Source organism: Roseimicrobium sp. ORNL1 (assembly GCF_011044495.1).
Classification (GTDB): Bacteria; Verrucomicrobiota; Verrucomicrobiia; order Verrucomicrobiales; family Verrucomicrobiaceae; genus Roseimicrobium.
In genome coordinates, this window is the sequence record NZ_CP049143.1 from 7,859,516 (window position 1) to 7,876,561 (window position 17,046).

Sequence of the window (17,046 nt, forward strand, 5' to 3'; positions counted from 1 at the left end):
AGCGCATGCACCGCTTCCTCAGCTTTGCCCCGTGCCTGGGCGCCATGTTGCTTCTCATGGTGTCCCGGGCAGCCGCCCAGTATCCCGGCGACTTGTGGGAGGCGGCGACCCCGGAAAGCCTGGGCGTGGACAAGGCGAAGCTGGCGCAGGCGCGTGACTATGCGCTCACGGGAGAGGGCTCCGGGCGCATCATCTATCGAGGAAAGGTGATCATGGAGTGGGGCGATCCGAAGGCGATGTATGATCTGAAGTCCTCCTCCAAGGGGATCGGCGTCACGTTGCTCGGCATCGCCATGAAGGATGGCAAGGCGCACCTGGATGATCTCGCAAAGGAACATCACCCCGACTTCGGCGTGCCGCCCGAGGAGAACAGGCAGCAAGGTTGGACGGACAAGGTGACGCTGCGCATGCTGGCGAACCAGACGGCGGGCTTTGCGAAGAAGGGCGGGTATGAGCCGCTGCTTTTCGAGCCGGGAACGAAGTGGCACTACAGCGACGGCGGACCCAATTGGCTCGCGGAATGCCTGACGTTTGCTTATGGACGTGACCTCGATGCCTTGATGTGGGAGCGTGTGTTCACGCCCATCGGCATCAAGCAGGGAGACATCCGCTGGCGCACGCATGCCTACCGGCCGAAGGAGCTCAACGGAGTGCCGAGGCGCGAGTTTGGCTCCGGCTTCACGGCGAATGTGCAGGCCATGGCGCGCATCGGATATCTTTATCTGCGCGATGGAAAATGGAATGGAGAGGAGATCCTGCCGAAGGAATTCATCAAGGCGATCCGTCAGCCTGATCCAAGTCTGGCAGACTTGCCGCAGCATGATCCGGAACTTCATGAGCTGGCGCCGAAACACTATTCCATGCTGTGGTGGAACAATGTCGACGGAAGCATTCCGTATCTTCCCAAAGATGCCTGCTGGACGTGGGGCTTCATGGACAGCCTTATTGTGGTGGTGCCCAGCCAGGATCTGGTGGTGGTACGAGCGGGGAAAGAGTGGGCACGCAAGGATGGTGACGCGCACTATGAACCACTGAAGCCATTTCTCGGCGTCATCGCATCCGCATTTCCAAACGCACGAAGCGAAACCAAGACTGACAAGCAGGCTGCAGCGCCGATGTCGACGCCAGCACCCTCGCCCTATCCATGCAGCACTGTCATCAAGGGGCTAAAGTGGGCACCGGTGGAAGCGATCCGACGCAGTGCCAAAGGCAGCGATAACTGGCCCATGACCTGGGCAGATGATGACGCCCAGTACACCGCATATGGTGATGGGAATGGCTTTGAGCCCTTCGTGCCGCAGAAGCTGAGCATGGGATTTGCGAAGATCACGGGCGGAGCAGGCGGTATCACGGGAGTTAATGTGCGCTCGGCGAGTGGTGAGACATTCGGACATGGTCCCACGGGTAAGAAGGCCAGTGGCATGCTGTGCGTGGATGGGGTGGTCTACCTGTGGGCACGCAACGCGGGCAATGCGCAGCTTGCGTGGTCAGAAGATCATGGCGCGACCTGGCAGTGGAGCGACTGGAAATTCACCACCAGTTTCGGTTGCCCGACCTTCCTAAACTTTGGGAAGAACTATGCCGGTGCACGAGATGAATTTGTTTACGTGTATTCGCACGATGCCGACTCTGCGTACAATGTTGCAGATGGCGTGGTGCTCGCACGCGCTCCGAAGTCGAAGCTGCGCGAGCAGAGTGCGTGGGAGTTTTTCGCAGGCGTGAATCCGGACGGAAGTCCACGCTGGAGCGCGGAGGTGAAGGAGAGGCAGCCGATGCTCAAGCATCCGGGCAAGGCCTACCGCAGCAGCGTCTCCTACCATGCGCCAACGAAGCGTTATCTTCTGGTGCAACCCCTCGCGAGCGAGGAAGCCCGCGACAACACGGGTCGATTGGATGTGCGATTCTCGGGAGGGCTTGCTGTGTTCGATGCACCGGAGCCCTGGGGTCCGTGGACCACGGTGTATTACCAGCCCACGTGGGACACGGGACCGGGAGACTCTGCGAGTTTCCCGGCAAAGTGGATGAATGGCGATGGTCGTACCTTGCACCTGGTCTTCTCCGGCAATGACAGTTTCTCCGTGCGCAAAGCCACGCTGGAACTCGAAGAGCCGAAGCCAGTGTGGACCAGGGGCGCTGTCGCTTCCGTGAATCCGCTGGCGACAGAAGCAGGCATGAATGCCTTGAAACGTGGCGGGAACGCGGTGGATGCGGCGATTGCCACGGCCGTGACACTGGGTGTGGTGGATGGACACAACAGTGGATTGGGCGGCGGGTGCTTCGTGCTTATTCGCGCAATGGATGGGCTGGTGACTGCCATTGATGCCCGGGAGACTGCACCCGCACTGGCCACTCGGGACATGTACCTGCGTGATGGGAAAGTGGATGATGAAGCCAGCAAGACGGGCGCCCTCGCCCCGGCTACACCCGGAGCCCTGGCGGGTTATGCACTTGCGCTGGAGAAGCACGGGAAGCTGAGTCTTGCCGATATCCTGCTGCCTGCTGCGAAGCTCGCGGAAGAGGGCTTCCCCATTGATGCAGTCTATGCGCGCAAGCTGGAGTCTGCGAAGGATGACCTCGCGAAGTTTCCGGCATCCAAGGCGCTTTTCTTCAAGGAAGACGGAAGTCTTTTGAAGGAAGGGGATCTGCTGAAGCAACCGGATCTGGCACGCACATTGAGGGCCGTCGCGGAGCATGGTATCGATTGGTTCTATCGCGGAGAGCTGGCTGAGAAGGTCGATGCCTGGATGAAGGAGAATGGTGGCGTGCTGCGGAAGGAGGACTTTGCCAAGTACGAAGCGAAGCTGCGCGTTCCGTTGCGCACCGGTTATCGTGGTTATGAAATCCTCGGCTTCCCTCCACCGAGTAGCGGTGGAGTGCATGTCGCGCAGATTCTTCAAATGCTGGAGACATTCGACCTCGCCGGCAAATCACCCGTGGATCGTCAGCATCTCATCGCGGAGGCCATGAAGCTTGCTTTCGCGGATCGGGCACACTGGCTCGGAGATCCGGACTTTGCCAAGGTGCCACGTGGTCTCATCAGCAAGGAATACACGGCGGCTCTGGCGGCCAAGATTGATCCGTTAAAGGCCACCGCTGTGCCCTCTCACGGAGAACCTCCCAAGGCACAGGAGGACATCTTCGGCGATACGCTCAAACACACGACTCATCTCTCCGCAGCGGATGCGGAAGGCAACTGGGTGGCGCTCACGCAGACGGTGAATACTGGTTTTGGCAGCAAGGTGATTGTCCCCGGCACGGGCGTGATTCTGAATAATGAGATGGATGACTTCGCTGTGGCGCCGGGAGTGCCGAACGCCTTCAAGCTGGTGGGTGCAGAAGCAAATGCCATCGCACCGGGAAAGAGACCGCTCAGCAGCATGAGTCCCACGATTGTGCTGGAGGGTGATGGCGGTGATCCCATCCTCAGCATTGGAGCCGCGGGAGGTCCCACGATCATTTCCCAAACGCTTCAGAATCTGGTGAACATCCTCGATCTGAAGATGAGTGTGAATGATGCCATCGCCGCGCCCCGCCTGCACCATCAGTGGTCGCCGGACGAGCTGCGGGTGGAGAAGGGATTGGGAGAGGAAGTTATCAAGGCGCTGCGCGAGCGGGGGCACACGGTCAAGGAATCGAGCGGCGTCGGCATCGGCGTGAGCCAGGGCGTGATGTGGGACAAGGAGACAAAGTCCTTCCGCGCCGCGCATGATCCTCGCGTGCCTGGAAAGGCGGATGGGTGGTAGGAGGGGAAGAAAGGGAGGGAGGCAACAGGCACAGAGGCGCAAAGTGGGGACGGCGATGCGGAGTGCCGAATGATGGGAGTGATTGACGAGGTGTGCTGAGAGGCTGAGGCTGCTTTCCCCAACCATGCCCAAAGGATCCAAGCCGCCGCTTGCCACGCCGCCCCACACGGCGAGGGACTGGCTGCAGCTGCACCTGGTGATTCTCGCATGGGGATTCACCGCGATTCTGGGCAAGCTCATCAGCTTGCCGCCGGTGGAGGTGGTGGTGTGGCGCACCGCACTCGCGGTGGTGGGGTTGGCGATCTTTGCGCGCATGAAGGGCGCTACGTTGCGCATTCCTGCACACGTCATTGTGAAGTTGATGGGCATCGGCGTGCTCGTCGGAGCGCACTGGATGCTGTTCTTCCTCTCGGTGCGACTGAGCAATGTCTCTGTGTGCATGGCGGCCCTGCCAACCATCATGCTGTGGTGCACCCTCATCGAACCGCTGGTGGAACGTGGTCGGCGTATCAGCCTGCTGGAACTGGGCATGGGCGCCCTCATGGTCGGTGCGGTGTGGCTCATCTTCAGTGTTGAGTTCAGCCATTGGGCGGGATTTGCCGCAGGACTCGCTGCAGCATTCACCGGCGCGGTGTTCGCGGTGTTGAACAAGGTGCTCGTCGCACGCCAGCACTATGCGGTGGTCTCGTGCTATCAGATGGCTGGCGCCAGTGTCTTTTCCATCGTGGTCCTGCCATTCTTCGCGGACAAAGGAGCCTGGCTGCACTGGCCTTCGGGGGACGATGTCCTGTACTTGCTGGTGCTTTCGCAAGTATGCACGGTGGGAGCTTATGCAGCCTACATGGACGTGCTGCGCCGCATGTCCGTCTTCACCATCAATGTGGCCTACAACCTGGAGCCGGTGTACGGCATCGTGCTCGCGGCTCTCTTCTTCGGCAACACCGAGCAGATGAGCGCAGGCTTCTACATCGGAGCGGGCATCATCCTCGGGGCAGTAGTCACCCTTCCCTGGTTGCAGCGGGTTCGGCGTCGGAAACGTGCGGGGTTTGGAGAGATGGCGGGGATGTGATGTGACGATCGGCTGCCAGGTGAATCTTGGAAAGCACGGCACGGTTGCGACGTTGAGACAGCCATGTTCTCGCGTGCCTTGCTGTTTGTGACTCTCGGGGTGTTTTTTGCCACTGCCGGCTTCTCTGCCGGGTCGGATGCGAAAGCCGAACGTCCCAACATCCTTTTCATCATCAGCGATGATCAGGGCTGGCCGGACCTGGGATGCGTCGGCAGCAAGCCGCTCATCACGCCGAATCTGGATCGACTGGCGGCGGAAGGCGTGCGCGCCACGAACTTCTACGCCACCTGGCCTGCTTGCACGCCCTCGCGTGGCAGCGTGCTCACGGGGCGCTATCCGCAACGCAACGGCCTCTACGACATGGTGCGCAATGATCTGGTGAACTATGGCCATCGTTACGGCGCGGAAGAGTATGCAGTCTCGCCCGAGATGACGCTGGGTCTGGACCCAAAGGAAATCACGAGTGGAGATGTGCTCACCAAGGCGGGCTATCACTGCGGCGTGGTGGGGAAGTGGGACATGGGGCAGGCGAAGCGCTACCTGCCGTTGCAGCGCGGGTTCCAGTTCTTCTACGGCCATGGAAACAATGGCATCGACTACTACACGCATGAAAGATACGGAGTGCCCAGCCTCTTCCGTGGGAATGATCGAACCGAAGCGGACAAAGGGAAGTATGTCACGGACGTGTTCGGACGCGAAGCACTGAGGTTCATCAGTGAGTCGGGAGACAAGCCTTTCTTCCTGCATCTCGCATTCAACGCCCCGCATGGCGCCTCCTCGTACAATGATGATTCGCAGGATCCGAAGGCGAAGGAAGGTGTGCAGGCGCCGGAGAAATACATCGCCATGTACCGGGGCAAAGTGGACAAGAAAATCGAGCGTTACTGCGGTGCAGTCACCTGCATGGACGATGCCATCGGTGAAGTACTGAAGAAGCTGAAGGAAACTGCCAAGGACAAGAACACGCTGATCATCTTCATGTCGGACAATGGTGGCAGCGGTAATGGAGGCAATGCTCCGCTCAAAGGCAGCAAGAGCACCATGTGGGAAGGCGGCCTGCGCGTGCCCTTCATCGCCTGGTGGCCAGGCCACTTGCCTGCGGGCAAAGTGACGGATGAATTCCTCACGGGATTGGAAATACTTCCCACCCTTCTCGTCGCCTCAGGCGCGAAGACACCGGAAGGAGTGAAGCTGGATGGCTTCGACATGCTGCCCGTGCTGCGTGGCGAGAGGAAATCACCACGCGAGGCCATGTTCTGGCAGCGACGCGGCGACAAGGCGGCACGCGTGGGGAACTGGAAGTGGCTGGACAGCGAGAAAGGGAAAGGCCTGTATGACCTCAGCAGTGACCTGGGTGAGAAGAACGATCTCTCAGAAGAGAAGCCTGAAGTTCTGAAGATGATGCAGGACCGTTTTGCAGCATGGCGGAAGGAGATGGATGAGAGCGAGCCGCGCGGGCCGTTCCGGGACTACTAGTGGTTGGGGGAGCAGCGCCAGCACGATGATGCAGAGCGTCTGAATGTTGTGTCCGGCATGCATGTCACCGTCGTGACATACTGTTTGTGCATCTCCTGTTTTATTGTGCAGGAAGATGTGATTAAGTGAGTCGTTAACCAGCGACCGTATGAAACTGCCGCACCTCCGACATTACCTTGTCCAGTTGTTGTTGTCGTGTCTCCTGGCGGTTGGCATCCCGGTGCCTGTGCGGGCGGCGGACCGACCCAACATCATCTTCATCCTGGCGGATGACCTCGCGCAGGGGGATCTGGGATGCTACGGGCAGAAGTTGATCAAGACGCCGAACCTGGATCGCCTGGCAACAGAGGGGACACGGTTCACTCAGGCGTACTCGGGCACCAGTGTCTGCGCACCGTCGCGCAGTTCGCTGATGACGGGTCTGCACATGGGGCACTGCCCGATTCGGGCGAACCGTGAAATTGGAAAGGAAGGACAGATGCCACTGCCAGCGGGCACGGTGACCGTGGCGCAAATCTTGAAGGATGCCGGCTACGCCACCGCCTGCGTGGGGAAGTGGGGCATGGGCATGTTCAACACCAGCGGCAGTCCGCTGAAGCTGGGGTTCGAACATTTCTTCGGCTACAACTGCCAGCGTCACGCACACAGCTATTTTCCCACGTATCTCTACAATGATGACCAGAAGTTTTCTCTGGACGGGAAAACCTACGCACAGGAAGTGATCGCCCGTGATGCAGAGCGGTGGGTGGCTTCGCAAAAGAGTCGTCCGTTCTTCCTCTTCTATGCGATCACACTTCCACACGCGAAGTTTGAGATCGACAGCCTCGGCGAGTACGCCCAGCAGGAAAAGTGGACCAAGCAGCAGCAGACCTACGCTGCAATGGTCTCGCGCCTGGACAGTGATGTGGGCCGGCTGATGACGACGCTGAAGGCGCTCAATATCGAGAACAAGACCCTGGTGATCGTCGCGGGGGACAATGGTTCCTCCTTCGCGCCAGATTCTGAGATTGGAAAACTCTTCGACCAGAACATGGGCGGCAAGCTGCGCGGCTATAAACGTTCCCTCTATGAGGGTGGTCTGCGTCAGGCGGCGATCGTTCGCTGGCCCGGTGTCATTCCCGCTGACAAAGTCAGCGACGAGCCGTGGGCTTTTTGGGATTTCCTGCCAACGGCTGCGGAACTGGCCGGCGCCGACCTTCCGCAGGGCTACAAAACAGATGGCAATTCTCTGGTGTCGATGTTGAAGGGCGGCGAAGCTCCGCACCGCGAGTACTTCTACTGGGAGCTGCACGAAGGCCCCTCCATCCAGGCGCTGCGTTTTGATAATTGGAAGGCGGTGCGTAATGGACCGGGAAAGGCCCTCGAGCTCTATGATCTGAGTGCCGACGAAAAGGAATCCAAGGACCTCGCCAAGGAGAAGCCTGATGTCGTGGCACAAGCCGAGGGCATGATGAGTGCGGCGCGCGTGGACTCACCGGATTTCACGATGAAGGATGCGAAGGGGAAGAAGAAATAGCAGTGGGTATCCAAGGGGGGCTGGGATAATTCATCATGCGCATTCATATCCTGAGTGATCTCCATCAGGAGTTTGGCGAGAGCGATGTGCCAGAGGTGGCATGTGATGCAGTCATCCTTGCGGGTGACGTTTCCACCAAGCTGAATGGGCTGAAGTGGATCCGCAGGCGCTTTCCCTCCGTGCCCGTGATCTACCTCTGCGGAAATCACGAGTTCTACGGGGATAAGCTGCCGAGCATCACGGAGAAGTTACGGCTCGAGTGCCGGGGCACGAACATTCACTTCCTCGAGAATGATGCCGTGGAGCTTGGCGGCTACTGGTTCTTTGGCTGCACATTGTGGACGGACATGGCCCTGCAAGGTGACTGGCTCGACGGAGCGGTGGAAGCCAGCAGTGTGATGAACGACTACAAGCGCGTGAGAAACTCCGCGAAGGGATATAAGCATCTCACACCGCGGGATACGAGGGCGTTGCATATCGCATCGCTGGAGGCCATGAGCGGGTTCTTGGAAGCACATGATGCGGAGAAGTCCGTGGTGGTGACCCATCATGCGCCATCGATTCTTTCCCTGCCGGAGCACAGGCGCGCCGAGCTGATCAGTTGCGCTTACGCCTCGCACTTGGATGATTTCATTCTCAAGCACGAGCCCCTGCTCTGGATTCACGGGCACATTCATCATAGCAACGACTACCGCATCGGGCGCACACGGGTGTTGGCGAATCCGAGGGCTTATCCAGACGGTCCCAACCAACACTTCAACCCAGCACTTGTGCTGGACTTGCAGGATCTGCGTTCAGAAAGGTTGTCTTGATTCAGCAAGGGTGTTGATTGCGCGCCCCCAATGCTCCGCTCAGGTAACCTTCTGATCAGATTCATCAATGCTCTCTGGAAAAGGCTGGCAGGCGAGCAACCGCATGCGGCCATGGTGCCACCGGAGCCGATCTGTCAAATAGTGCAGAAGCAGGAAGAAATGGCGACACTCAAGACGGCCCCTATACAAGCAATCGCTCCACCCGCTCCGGTCATCTTCGGAGTGCCGCGCTCGGGCACGACGTTGACGCGGTTGATGCTGGATTCTCATCCTGATCTGGCTATCCCATCCGAGACAGGCTTCCTGACCCAGTGTGGAAACTGGGCGGCGGATGAGTCCATGAACCCGGAGACGTTTGTGGAAATGCTGTCCCACTTTCCTCCGGAGGCTCCGGGCTGGGGAGATTTTGATGTGCGCCGAGAGGACCTGTTGGAAGCTGTTCGAGCGCTTCCGGCATTTCATCCCATCGGAGGAGTCAGGTGCTTCTTTCAATGCTACGCGCGGCGGTTCGGCAAGACGCGTTGGGGTGAGAAGACTCCGGACAATCTGCACCATTTGGTTGATATCCACCGGGCCTTTCCCGAGGTGAGGTTCCTGCATGTGGTGCGGGATCCGCGAGATGTGGTTTTGTCCTGGCGGGCCACGTGGTTCGCACCGAGCAAGGATCTCGCCGTGCTCGCGGCGGAATGGGAGAGGCGCATCACCATCGCCAGACTGCAGATGGCCCAGGTGCCGCATGCCTTGGAGATTCGCTATGAGGATCTGGTGGAGCAGCCGGAGGTCACGCTACGCCGTGTCTGTAAGTTTCTCGAGTTGGAGTTTCATCCACTCATGCTTCAGCATCACACCCGCAGCGCCGAGCGGTTGAAAGAGCATCGGGACCGACGGGGGAAGGATGGAAACCTGATCGCCAGTCATGAAGTGCGCCTGCAGCAGCAGCGATTGACCATGCAGCCTCCGGACAAGACGCGTGTGGCCGCATGGAGAAACGCGATGACTGCTGAAGAGAGGCTCGCTGTAGAGGGAGCGGTCGGCCCCCTGTTGGAGGAATTGGGCTACAGTCCGCGCCTGTAGCGCCGCATGCTGAAGCGTATGCGGGGCGGTACGGCGGCACAGCACAGTACTTGACGAACCGCGGCAGCAGTGGACAGGAGATATGGTTTTCGCACCCTGTCAGCTTTCCTCCCGCTCCGCATGACGTCCCAGGCTACGGTCCTCATTGTTGATGACGAGAAGCATACCCGTGAAGGGTTGCGTCTCTCGTTGGAAGAGGAGTTTGACGTCTACGTGGCGGGCAGCACGGCGGAGGCGCTCGAGGTCCTGAATGGTGACCCCATCGACGTGATGCTCACCGACCTGCGTCTGGCAGGCGAGAGCGGCATGGACTTGATTGAAAAGGCCCTGAAGCTGTCGCGTCCGCCTATCTGCATCATGATGACCGCCTACGGGTCGGTGGACACGGCGGTGGAGGCGATGAAGCGCGGGGCGTATGACTTTGTCACCAAGCCGTTGAACCTCGATGAGGTGGAAATTCTCATCAAGCGCGCGCTGAAGAGCCGGACGCTGGAGCGCGAGAATGTGGAGCTCAAGAAGCAGGTGGAGCGCAAGTACTCCATCGAGGGCATCCTGGGCCAGAGTGAGGTGATGAAGCCGGTGTTCGAGATCATCGAACAAGTGGCGCCTACCCGCGCGACGGTGCTGATCGAGGGAGAGAGCGGCACGGGCAAGGAACTGGTCGCGCGGGCCATCCACCATCTCAGCGGCAGGCCGAAGGCGAAGCTGGTCACGGTGCACTGTGCGGCACTCGCCCCGAATGTGCTGGAGAGCGAGCTCTTCGGTCACGAGAAAGGCTCCTTCACTGGAGCCATGGATCGCCGCCTGGGCCGGTTCGAGCTGGCGGATGGAGGCACGCTCTTCCTGGATGAGATAGGCGAGATTGATGCCAATGTGCAGGTGAAGCTGCTCCGCGCCCTGGGCGAGCAGACCATCGAACGGGTGGGCGGCAACAAGCCGATCAAGGTGGATGTGCGTGTGCTCGCGGCCACGAACAAGGATCTCGCCGCCCTGGTGCAGGAGGGGAAATTCCGCGAGGATCTCTTCTGGCGTCTGCGCGTGGTGCAAATCGATCTGCCACCGCTCCGCGCCCGCAAGGGAGACATCCCGCTGCTCGCAGAATCCTTCCTCAAGGAACTCGCTGCGCTGAATGGCAAGCCCTTCAAGCCGCTGAGTGAAGATGCGCTGCAGGCACTGCTGGCCTATGACTGGCCGGGAAATGTCCGTGAGCTGCGCACCGCGCTCGAGCATGGCGTGGTGATGTGCAACACGCCGCGCGTGGGACTGCGACACCTGCCTTCCTACATCCTCTCGGGTGGTCCCATCTTGACTGGACCCGGCCGCGCGGCCGAGATCAACTCCGCCGCGGCTGGTGGCACGGTAGCCTCTGGAGCATTCAGGCCGGGCGATGATCTGAATCTGGAGAAGATGGAGCGCGCCATGATTGAGGCCGCCCTGCAGCGCACAGGTGACAATCGCACGGAAGCGGCGGAGTTGCTGGGCCTGAGCCGTCGCACCTTGCAGCGCAAGCTTCAGGAAATGGGCCGGGTGAAACGCATTCGCCGCCGCAATGGACCATCCGAGCCCGCTGGCGGCAGTGCTGGTGATGATGACGACGAGACCGCAGACGAGTGAGTGAATAAAAAAGCAGGCGCGATGATCTGCTGATGGTCATTTCAAATCCAAGGCCCGACCTTTCATGCACGCCATGAGCACGCCTGCATTCATGAGGCACCTTCCGTACATCGCCTTGGTTGCTGTGGCGTGGTGCGTGTTCGCTCTCTCCATCATCACGCCATGTCATGCGCAGCCGATTGCTCTGCCGGACTTCGCCTCCGATCTGGAGGCGCATGCCTGGCTGCGAAAGCACAGCCCCTATTACAACACCATGGCGGAGGAAGTGGAGAAAGAGGGGGCTGTTTCCTATGGCGTTCTTGAGGCTCGCACCGGTGGTCTGGTCGAGAGAGGAAGCGGTGGGAGGCGCATCTTGCTCTCGAAAGAACTGAAGGGAGCGTGCCGGCTCAGTGTTCAGATCTTCGAGCTGACGAACCTTTATCAGCAAAGGCAACATGATGCCGTCGATGAAAGGGCGCGCAGTGGGAGCATCAAGACCCCGGAGGAGTTTGGTCTGCTGCACGAGCTCATTGAGTACGACGGGCTGCGGTATCATCGCTTCGTGCTCGCGGAGTTGGAAGCGGTGCTTGAGGGTGGCATTCCCCGCGAGATGCTCACGTGGATCAATCCCGAGCTCACGAACCTGGTGAGCTATGAACTGCCGCTGGCATTTGAGTTTGTGGAAGCCCAGGCAAAAAGCGGACACACGGCCCACTATCACGAATGGTTCTGGACCCAGAAGCGGGAGGCCCCGAAGGCTGCGCGTTGACGCGGGTGGGTGTCCCGAGTTACAAGCACGGCATGCCCACGCCGCAGGTCCTCTCCACCGCACGCACGCACCTGCGGCCGTTTGAGCTTACGGATGCAGATGCCGCCTTTGCCTGGTTCAGCGATCCGGAAGTAATGCGCTACATTCCGTCTCCGCCGGATGCGACGGTACGCCAGACAGAGGAGCGCATCGGCCGCTACAGGGAGCACGGGCTCAAGCATGGTTTCAGCAAGTGGATCATCATCGATGAAAAGACCGGAGCGCCCATCGGCGACGCTGGATTCTTCACACTCCCGGGCAGCGATCGCGCTGAGCTGGGCTACCGGCTGGCGCGGAAGGAGTGGGGCAAGGGACTGGCCACAGAGATAGCAGCGCGGTGGCTGGAGGTGGCCCCAGAGTGGTATGGGTTCCGCGAGGTCTTCGCCTTTGCCCATCCGGAAAACCAATCCTCCCTGCATGTGATGGAGAAGTTGGGATTTCGGTACTCGCACGTGGAGAAAATTTATGGCACGGATGCGCCGCTGCATCGCCTCTCACTGGCTCCTGCTCTGTCAGGCCATGTTAGTTCAGAATCCGTTTCACCTGCTTTGCCCACCATGTCCTCCCAAGCGCTTCTTGTTCCCGCCGGCACCGGCACCACCTTCAACGTGCTCGGAATTGCCACTACCATCAAGGTGACGGCTGCCCAGAGTGATGGCGCCTATGTGCTCTATGAGCAGGTAATTCCTCCGGGCCTGGGCGTGCCGCCGCATGTGCACACGCGGGAGGACGAGATCTTCTTCGTGCTGGATGGCGAGGTGGAGTTTTTGGCCGGCACTGAAGTCGTAGTTGCCAAGGCTGGAGACATCGTCCATGCGCCGCGGAACGTGCCGCACGCTTACAAGGCCATTGGAGAGACTCCTGCCACGATGCGTTTCCTGGCATCGCCCGGAGATATCGAAGCTATGTTCGCGCAGCTGGCGTCGTGGCCTTCCGACGAGCCACCGGATCTGGGCAAGCTCGGCGAACTCTGCGCCAAGTTTGGCATCAGCTTCGCGTGACGGTTGTCCGCTGACGCGCCGTGCATGCATGCTCCCTGCTTCACGGCGTGTGCACCACTCCCTGAATCTCCCAGAGCGTCTTCGCCGCTTGCGCGGCGGCGCGGACATGGTGGACGCGGAAGACATGCGCACCACGGCGAAGTCCCGCAGCGATGCAGGCGACGGTACCCGCATCTCTGTCGAGCGGTTCCGGCAGACCCAGCACATCACCGATGACGGTCTTGCGTGATACGGGCAGTAGCACCGGCCGCTCGAATCGATGAAGTTCTTCCATGTCACGATAGATGCGCAGATTGTCATCCCGCTGTTTGGCGAAGTCGATGCCGGGGTCCAGCATCAGATGGTTGCGGGAAAGGCCTGCGCTGAGAGCGAGCTGAATCTTTTTTTCAAAAAATTCGCCGAGAGTGTTCATTACATCCTGATATTCCACATGTGTGTGTGGCACCTTGGGTTCCCCCACGGAATGCATGATCAGGAGGGCCGTGTCGTGCCGGGCACAGAGCTCAGCATTGCGCGCTGTGGGCAGGGCGGAGATGTCGTTCAGCAGATCACCGCCTTCCGGCAGCACCTGGGCCACGACTTCGCTTCTCCACGTGTTGATGGAAAGAAGCGGGGGCCAGCATTGCTCCGGGTCCCAAGGCGGAGCCGGCATGGTGGCCAGCAGATCCGGCCATGCGTGGATGAAAGGGAGCAGTCGTGCTACCTCTTCATCGATTGAAATAGGTCCGCGGTTCGTGCGGGCACTCTCCGCTCCGATGTCGATGATGTCTGCGCCTTCGCGCAGCATGCGTTCCGCTTGGGCCAGTGCCGCGGTCGCATCCAGAGTCCCGTCCCGGCAGAAGGAATCGTCGTTGATATTGACGATCCCCATCACCAGCGGCCTGCGGGGGAAAGGCAGGGAACGCTGGCGGAAGGTCAATTGCATGGGTGCGGTGGGTGATGCGCGAGGTGGTTGTCGCTAGCGAATGGGCTTCAATTGCGCGGCGAACTTCACAAACGCAGTTGCCTGGCCGCGCAGGCGATCCACCAAGGCTGTGTCGGCGAGCGTTCCCTCATCGGTGAGCAGATCAAAGACATTCGGCAGGAAGACACGCTCCGGGCAGATGTAGGCATTGCGGTAGCCGAAGATGGCCTGGAGTTGTTCCACAGGCCGTAGCGCACCCCACATGCCCGCCGCCACTCCGGTGAACGCCACGGGACGATGCTGGAAAGACTCAGGGAACTTCAGCATGTCGATAAAAAATTTCAGGATGCCCGGCACCCCACCGTTGTACTCGGGCGTGACGATGTGCACCCCGTCACTCTGGAGGATGGTCTCGCTGAACCGAGCGAAGGCAGCAGGCTTGTGCGCGTAGGCCTCAGGCGAAAAGATCTCCGGAGGCAGCTCAGCGAGATCGAGCACGTCCACCGGTTGGCCGATTTCCTGGTACAGCCCGGCAATGATGGCGGTGACCTTGCGGGTGTTGCTCCCGGGGCGGTTCGTGCCGGAGAGGAGGGTGATTTTCATGCGATCGTTCTATCTAATTAGCGCGGGCGGGGGGGGAGGCGGCTAGGTGAGCGGAGCCAGGGTGCGGCGCCGTTTTTCAAAGCGGGCGGAATGGGTGTAGCCCACTTCCCGGGCGAGTTGCACCGCTTGGGCAAAGTCCGCCCCCACCTCGCCGGGAGCGTGGGCATCCGAATTGATGAGGAGGGGTACCCCGGCGGCGTGGGCCATTTCCAGGAACTGGCGGGCTGGATACATTTCACGCACATCCTTGCGCAGGCCGGCGGTGTTGATCTCGTAGGCGGTATTAGTGTCTACAAGTGCCTGAATCACAGGTTCATAAAAGCGTCGCAGGTCGCCGGTAGCCCGGAATCCGAACTTCTTGGGAAGGTCCGGATGACCCATGAAGTCGAAGAGCCGGGATCGGATCGCCTTCTCATAGAGCTGGAAGTAGATGGACCAGATCTCGTCTACGTTCCCTTCCGTGAAGCGGGAGATGTACTTGGGATTGTCCACATCCCAGCCGGGAGCGATGTAGTGCACGCTGCCGATGAGGTAGTCAAAATCGGCCGCCTTGGCGAGTTCCTCCACCCAGGCATCGCCTCCTTGGAGGTAATCGACCTCCAAACCGAGGCGGATGGGCAGGCGGGGGTAGGCGGCACGGGCTTCCTCCACCATTTCGAGGTAGGCGGGGAACTCCTCCCAAGCCATGCGCCAGTCGTCGAAATACTCCCGCATGGGGCTGTGGTCAGAGAGGCCCAGCTCCGGCAGTCCCAGTTCGGCGGCGCGGGCGGCATATTCGCGAGGATGGCCCACCGCGTGCTTGCACAAGGGGGTATGAGTGTGATAATCCGGCGGCATCGCAGGGACATAGCACGGAGTTTAAAAAAATCTTGCCGCTCCAAATGCCAATTGCTTAATTGAAGGGAATTATGAAAAAAGGCTTTCTAAGTTTTGCAGCTTTCGTGTTGGCGCTCGTGGCGGCTCCCCAGGCCCACGCGCTGGTGGGTGGACCCTTTGACAACGGTGATTTCAGCACCCTGCTTGACGAGGGCGGCATTTATCAGGCGTCCTTCCGTTTCAAGAATGGTTCCGGCATGGCCCAGTTCGGCACGAACGTGTCCTTGGACACGTTTGAGGTGAACGGTGGCGGCACGAGCCTCTCGGTCCTCAATCGCTCCATGTTCTACTACAAGGGCGTGACTTTCCTGGGCTCCGCCACTGGTACCGTGGACCATGAGCGCAAGCGCATCACCGGATTCACCAATGGCGACAGCGATGTTGCCACCACCGGCACGACGGCCACGAACACCAATAACAACGCGACGGTGACTCCCGCCACGACCACGCTGCTTAGCAACAACGGTGTGGGCCTTTCGGCCAGCAGCCATTGGGATGCGAAAATCACCAAGAGCCATCCCGTGCTTCGTTTCACCGGCACTGGTGAATTGTCGGTGATCAACCCCACTCTTTCAGGTACGGCTTTCGCTGCCTTCGAACAGCTCATTGGCAACTATCAACCGGCCCCACAAATCACTTTGGGTACTCAAATTCAGGATCTTGTGGACGCCATCGTGATCGCAGACGCCAATTCATCACTGCTGCTCTCCACGTTGCAGGGAGTGAGTGACAACGCTGACAAGGTGAAGATGCACGTGTTTGGTTCCCGTGTCTTCACCAACACCACTCGCTAGTTTGTCAGGCCGGATGTTCGCCTCAGCGACTCGGTTGTAGTTTGACCTTCTTTACTCGGTGCACCACAAGTGCACCGAGTACTTTTGTTTTTAGACCTCGCTTCCCCCCCTCGATGCTCCCCCGCCCCCGAGTTGTTCCCGTCCCCCGCGGTGTTACGCTGATTGAGCTGCTGCTGGTGGTGGTCATCATTTCTGTTCTCACGACGCTCTCGTTTCCCCTTTTTGGGTACTTCCGTGACAAGGCCAGGGACGTCTCGTGCATTGCCAATCTCCGGCTTCTTTACACCGGAGCATCCGGTCACCTCCTTGAGCATGACATGGTCTGGCCCCAGATGCCCTCGGATGTGGATGTATCTGGCTCCGAGGAGCCTATGTGGGAATGGTGGTTCCATGCGCTCGAGCCTTACGGCGTGGCAAAGCACCACTGGCTTTGCGCCTCCGAGACCGTCTCCTACGAAGAGAAGCACTCCACGACGTCCGACTTTCATAGCACCTACATCCCCACGGATTTCGAGGCCACGCCCAATGTGGCCTACCTGTGGAAGCAGCCCTGGTTCATGGAGCGTGGACAGTTTCATGGGAAAGACCACGGCCCGAATGTCGTGATGCCAGACGGCACGGTGAAGCAGGGGCCGTCCCTCTTCGAGCGGTAGTCGGCAGGTGCCGCTGCTGCGCTGTGCCAGAGGCCGTCCCCTGCCCCCGGCAGCCCGTATCCCACGAGCGCCCAGAGGAACTCTCTGGTCGCGAAACTCCGTGCACGGACACTTGCGGTGTCCG

General features: G+C 59.9%; 14 protein-coding genes. 11 read left to right on the top strand and 3 right to left on the bottom strand.

Annotated elements, in window-relative coordinates; all coding sequences use genetic code 11:
- Positions 1-5: 5 nt before the first annotated feature.
- The 9 genes from ggt (at position 6) to G5S37_RS31850 (ending at position 13,092) form a co-directional block, all read left to right on the top strand.
- Positions 6-3,743, top strand: a complete 3,738-nt coding sequence (ggt, locus tag G5S37_RS31810; protein WP_165211023.1) for a gamma-glutamyltransferase — start codon at positions 6-8, stop codon at positions 3,741-3,743.
- A gap of 124 nt (positions 3,744-3,867) precedes the next feature.
- Entirely contained in the window at positions 3,868-4,812 is a 945-nt protein-coding gene (locus tag G5S37_RS31815; protein WP_165211026.1) for a DMT family transporter, read from the top strand.
- A gap of 63 nt (positions 4,813-4,875) precedes the next feature.
- On the top strand, positions 4,876-6,288 hold the full coding sequence (locus G5S37_RS31820) for a sulfatase-like hydrolase/transferase (protein WP_165211029.1): 1,413 nt from the start codon (positions 4,876-4,878) through the stop codon (positions 6,286-6,288).
- Positions 6,289-6,436: 148 nt separating this feature from the next.
- Complete coding sequence (locus tag G5S37_RS31825; RefSeq protein ID WP_165211032.1) at positions 6,437-7,804, top strand: arylsulfatase; 1,368 nt, start codon at positions 6,437-6,439, stop codon at positions 7,802-7,804.
- A 35-nt stretch (positions 7,805-7,839) separates the two neighbouring features.
- Positions 7,840-8,616, top strand: a complete 777-nt coding sequence (locus G5S37_RS31830; RefSeq protein ID WP_165211035.1) for a metallophosphoesterase family protein — start codon at positions 7,840-7,842, stop codon at positions 8,614-8,616.
- A 159-nt stretch (positions 8,617-8,775) separates the two neighbouring features.
- The gene (locus tag G5S37_RS31835) at positions 8,776-9,690 is read left to right on the top strand and encodes a sulfotransferase (RefSeq protein WP_165211038.1); all 915 of its coding nucleotides are present in this window, start codon (positions 8,776-8,778) and stop codon (positions 9,688-9,690) included.
- 120 nt (positions 9,691-9,810) lie between these two features.
- Positions 9,811-11,304 carry a sigma-54 dependent transcriptional regulator gene (locus G5S37_RS31840; protein ID WP_165211041.1) on the top strand — a complete coding sequence of 498 codons (1,494 nt, stop codon included), beginning with the start codon at positions 9,811-9,813 and terminating at the stop codon, positions 11,302-11,304.
- Positions 11,305-11,377: 73 nt separating this feature from the next.
- Complete coding sequence (locus tag G5S37_RS31845; RefSeq protein ID WP_165211044.1) at positions 11,378-12,052, top strand: hypothetical protein; 675 nt, start codon at positions 11,378-11,380, stop codon at positions 12,050-12,052.
- Positions 12,053-12,084: 32 nt separating this feature from the next.
- The gene (locus tag G5S37_RS31850; protein WP_165211047.1) at positions 12,085-13,092 is read left to right on the top strand and encodes a GNAT family N-acetyltransferase; all 1,008 of its coding nucleotides are present in this window, start codon (positions 12,085-12,087) and stop codon (positions 13,090-13,092) included.
- Between the two features lie 40 nt (positions 13,093-13,132).
- On the opposite strand, the gene folP is transcribed toward G5S37_RS31850, so the two are convergent.
- Genes folP through G5S37_RS31865 form a run of 3 tightly spaced genes read right to left on the bottom strand, consistent with a single transcriptional unit; the run spans position 13,133 to position 15,436 of the window.
- Complete coding sequence (gene folP, locus G5S37_RS31855) at positions 13,133-14,017, bottom strand: dihydropteroate synthase (protein ID WP_240914760.1); 885 nt, start codon at positions 14,015-14,017, stop codon at positions 13,133-13,135.
- A 33-nt stretch (positions 14,018-14,050) separates the two neighbouring features.
- The gene (locus tag G5S37_RS31860; RefSeq protein WP_165211050.1) at positions 14,051-14,599 is read right to left on the bottom strand and encodes an NAD(P)H-dependent oxidoreductase; all 549 of its coding nucleotides are present in this window, start codon (positions 14,597-14,599) and stop codon (positions 14,051-14,053) included.
- 42 nt (positions 14,600-14,641) lie between these two features.
- Entirely contained in the window at positions 14,642-15,436 is a 795-nt protein-coding gene (locus G5S37_RS31865; RefSeq protein WP_165211053.1) for a histidinol-phosphatase HisJ family protein, read from the bottom strand.
- 71 nt (positions 15,437-15,507) lie between these two features.
- Here G5S37_RS31865 and G5S37_RS31870 point away from each other — a divergent pair, with 71 nt between their 5' ends.
- Both G5S37_RS31870 and G5S37_RS31875 read left to right on the top strand, forming a co-directional pair.
- On the top strand, positions 15,508-16,269 hold the full coding sequence (locus G5S37_RS31870) for a hypothetical protein (protein WP_165211056.1): 762 nt from the start codon (positions 15,508-15,510) through the stop codon (positions 16,267-16,269).
- Positions 16,270-16,382: 113 nt separating this feature from the next.
- Positions 16,383-16,922, top strand: a complete 540-nt coding sequence (locus G5S37_RS31875) for a type II secretion system protein (protein WP_165211059.1) — start codon at positions 16,383-16,385, stop codon at positions 16,920-16,922.
- Positions 16,923-17,046 lie beyond the last annotated feature (124 nt).

What these genes read in the sequence shown, in the direction of transcription:
- G5S37_RS31835 (WP_165211038.1), top strand. Translation starts at nt 8,776, where the DNA reads ATGGCGACACTCAAGACGGCCCCTATACAAGCAATCGCTCCACCCGCT.
- G5S37_RS31830 (WP_165211035.1), top strand. Translation starts at nt 7,840, where the DNA reads ATGCGCATTCATATCCTGAGTGATCTCCATCAGGAGTTTGGCGAGAGC.
- G5S37_RS31875 (WP_165211059.1), top strand. Translation starts at nt 16,383, where the DNA reads ATGCTCCCCCGCCCCCGAGTTGTTCCCGTCCCCCGCGGTGTTACGCTG.
- G5S37_RS31825 (WP_165211032.1), top strand. Translation starts at nt 6,437, where the DNA reads ATGAAACTGCCGCACCTCCGACATTACCTTGTCCAGTTGTTGTTGTCG.
- G5S37_RS31820 (WP_165211029.1), top strand. Translation starts at nt 4,876, where the DNA reads ATGTTCTCGCGTGCCTTGCTGTTTGTGACTCTCGGGGTGTTTTTTGCC.
- G5S37_RS31870 (WP_165211056.1), top strand. Translation starts at nt 15,508, where the DNA reads ATGAAAAAAGGCTTTCTAAGTTTTGCAGCTTTCGTGTTGGCGCTCGTG.
- G5S37_RS31865 (WP_165211053.1), bottom strand. Translation starts at nt 15,436, where the DNA reads ATGCCGCCGGATTATCACACTCATACCCCCTTGTGCAAGCACGCGGTG.
- G5S37_RS31845 (WP_165211044.1), top strand. Translation starts at nt 11,378, where the DNA reads ATGAGCACGCCTGCATTCATGAGGCACCTTCCGTACATCGCCTTGGTT.
- G5S37_RS31815 (WP_165211026.1), top strand. Translation starts at nt 3,868, where the DNA reads ATGCCCAAAGGATCCAAGCCGCCGCTTGCCACGCCGCCCCACACGGCG.
- G5S37_RS31840 (WP_165211041.1), top strand. Translation starts at nt 9,811, where the DNA reads ATGACGTCCCAGGCTACGGTCCTCATTGTTGATGACGAGAAGCATACC.
- G5S37_RS31850 (WP_165211047.1), top strand. Translation starts at nt 12,085, where the DNA reads ATGCCCACGCCGCAGGTCCTCTCCACCGCACGCACGCACCTGCGGCCG.
- G5S37_RS31860 (WP_165211050.1), bottom strand. Translation starts at nt 14,599, where the DNA reads ATGAAAATCACCCTCCTCTCCGGCACGAACCGCCCCGGGAGCAACACC.
- ggt (WP_165211023.1), top strand. Translation starts at nt 6, where the DNA reads ATGCACCGCTTCCTCAGCTTTGCCCCGTGCCTGGGCGCCATGTTGCTT.
- folP (WP_240914760.1), bottom strand. Translation starts at nt 14,017, where the DNA reads ATGCAATTGACCTTCCGCCAGCGTTCCCTGCCTTTCCCCCGCAGGCCG.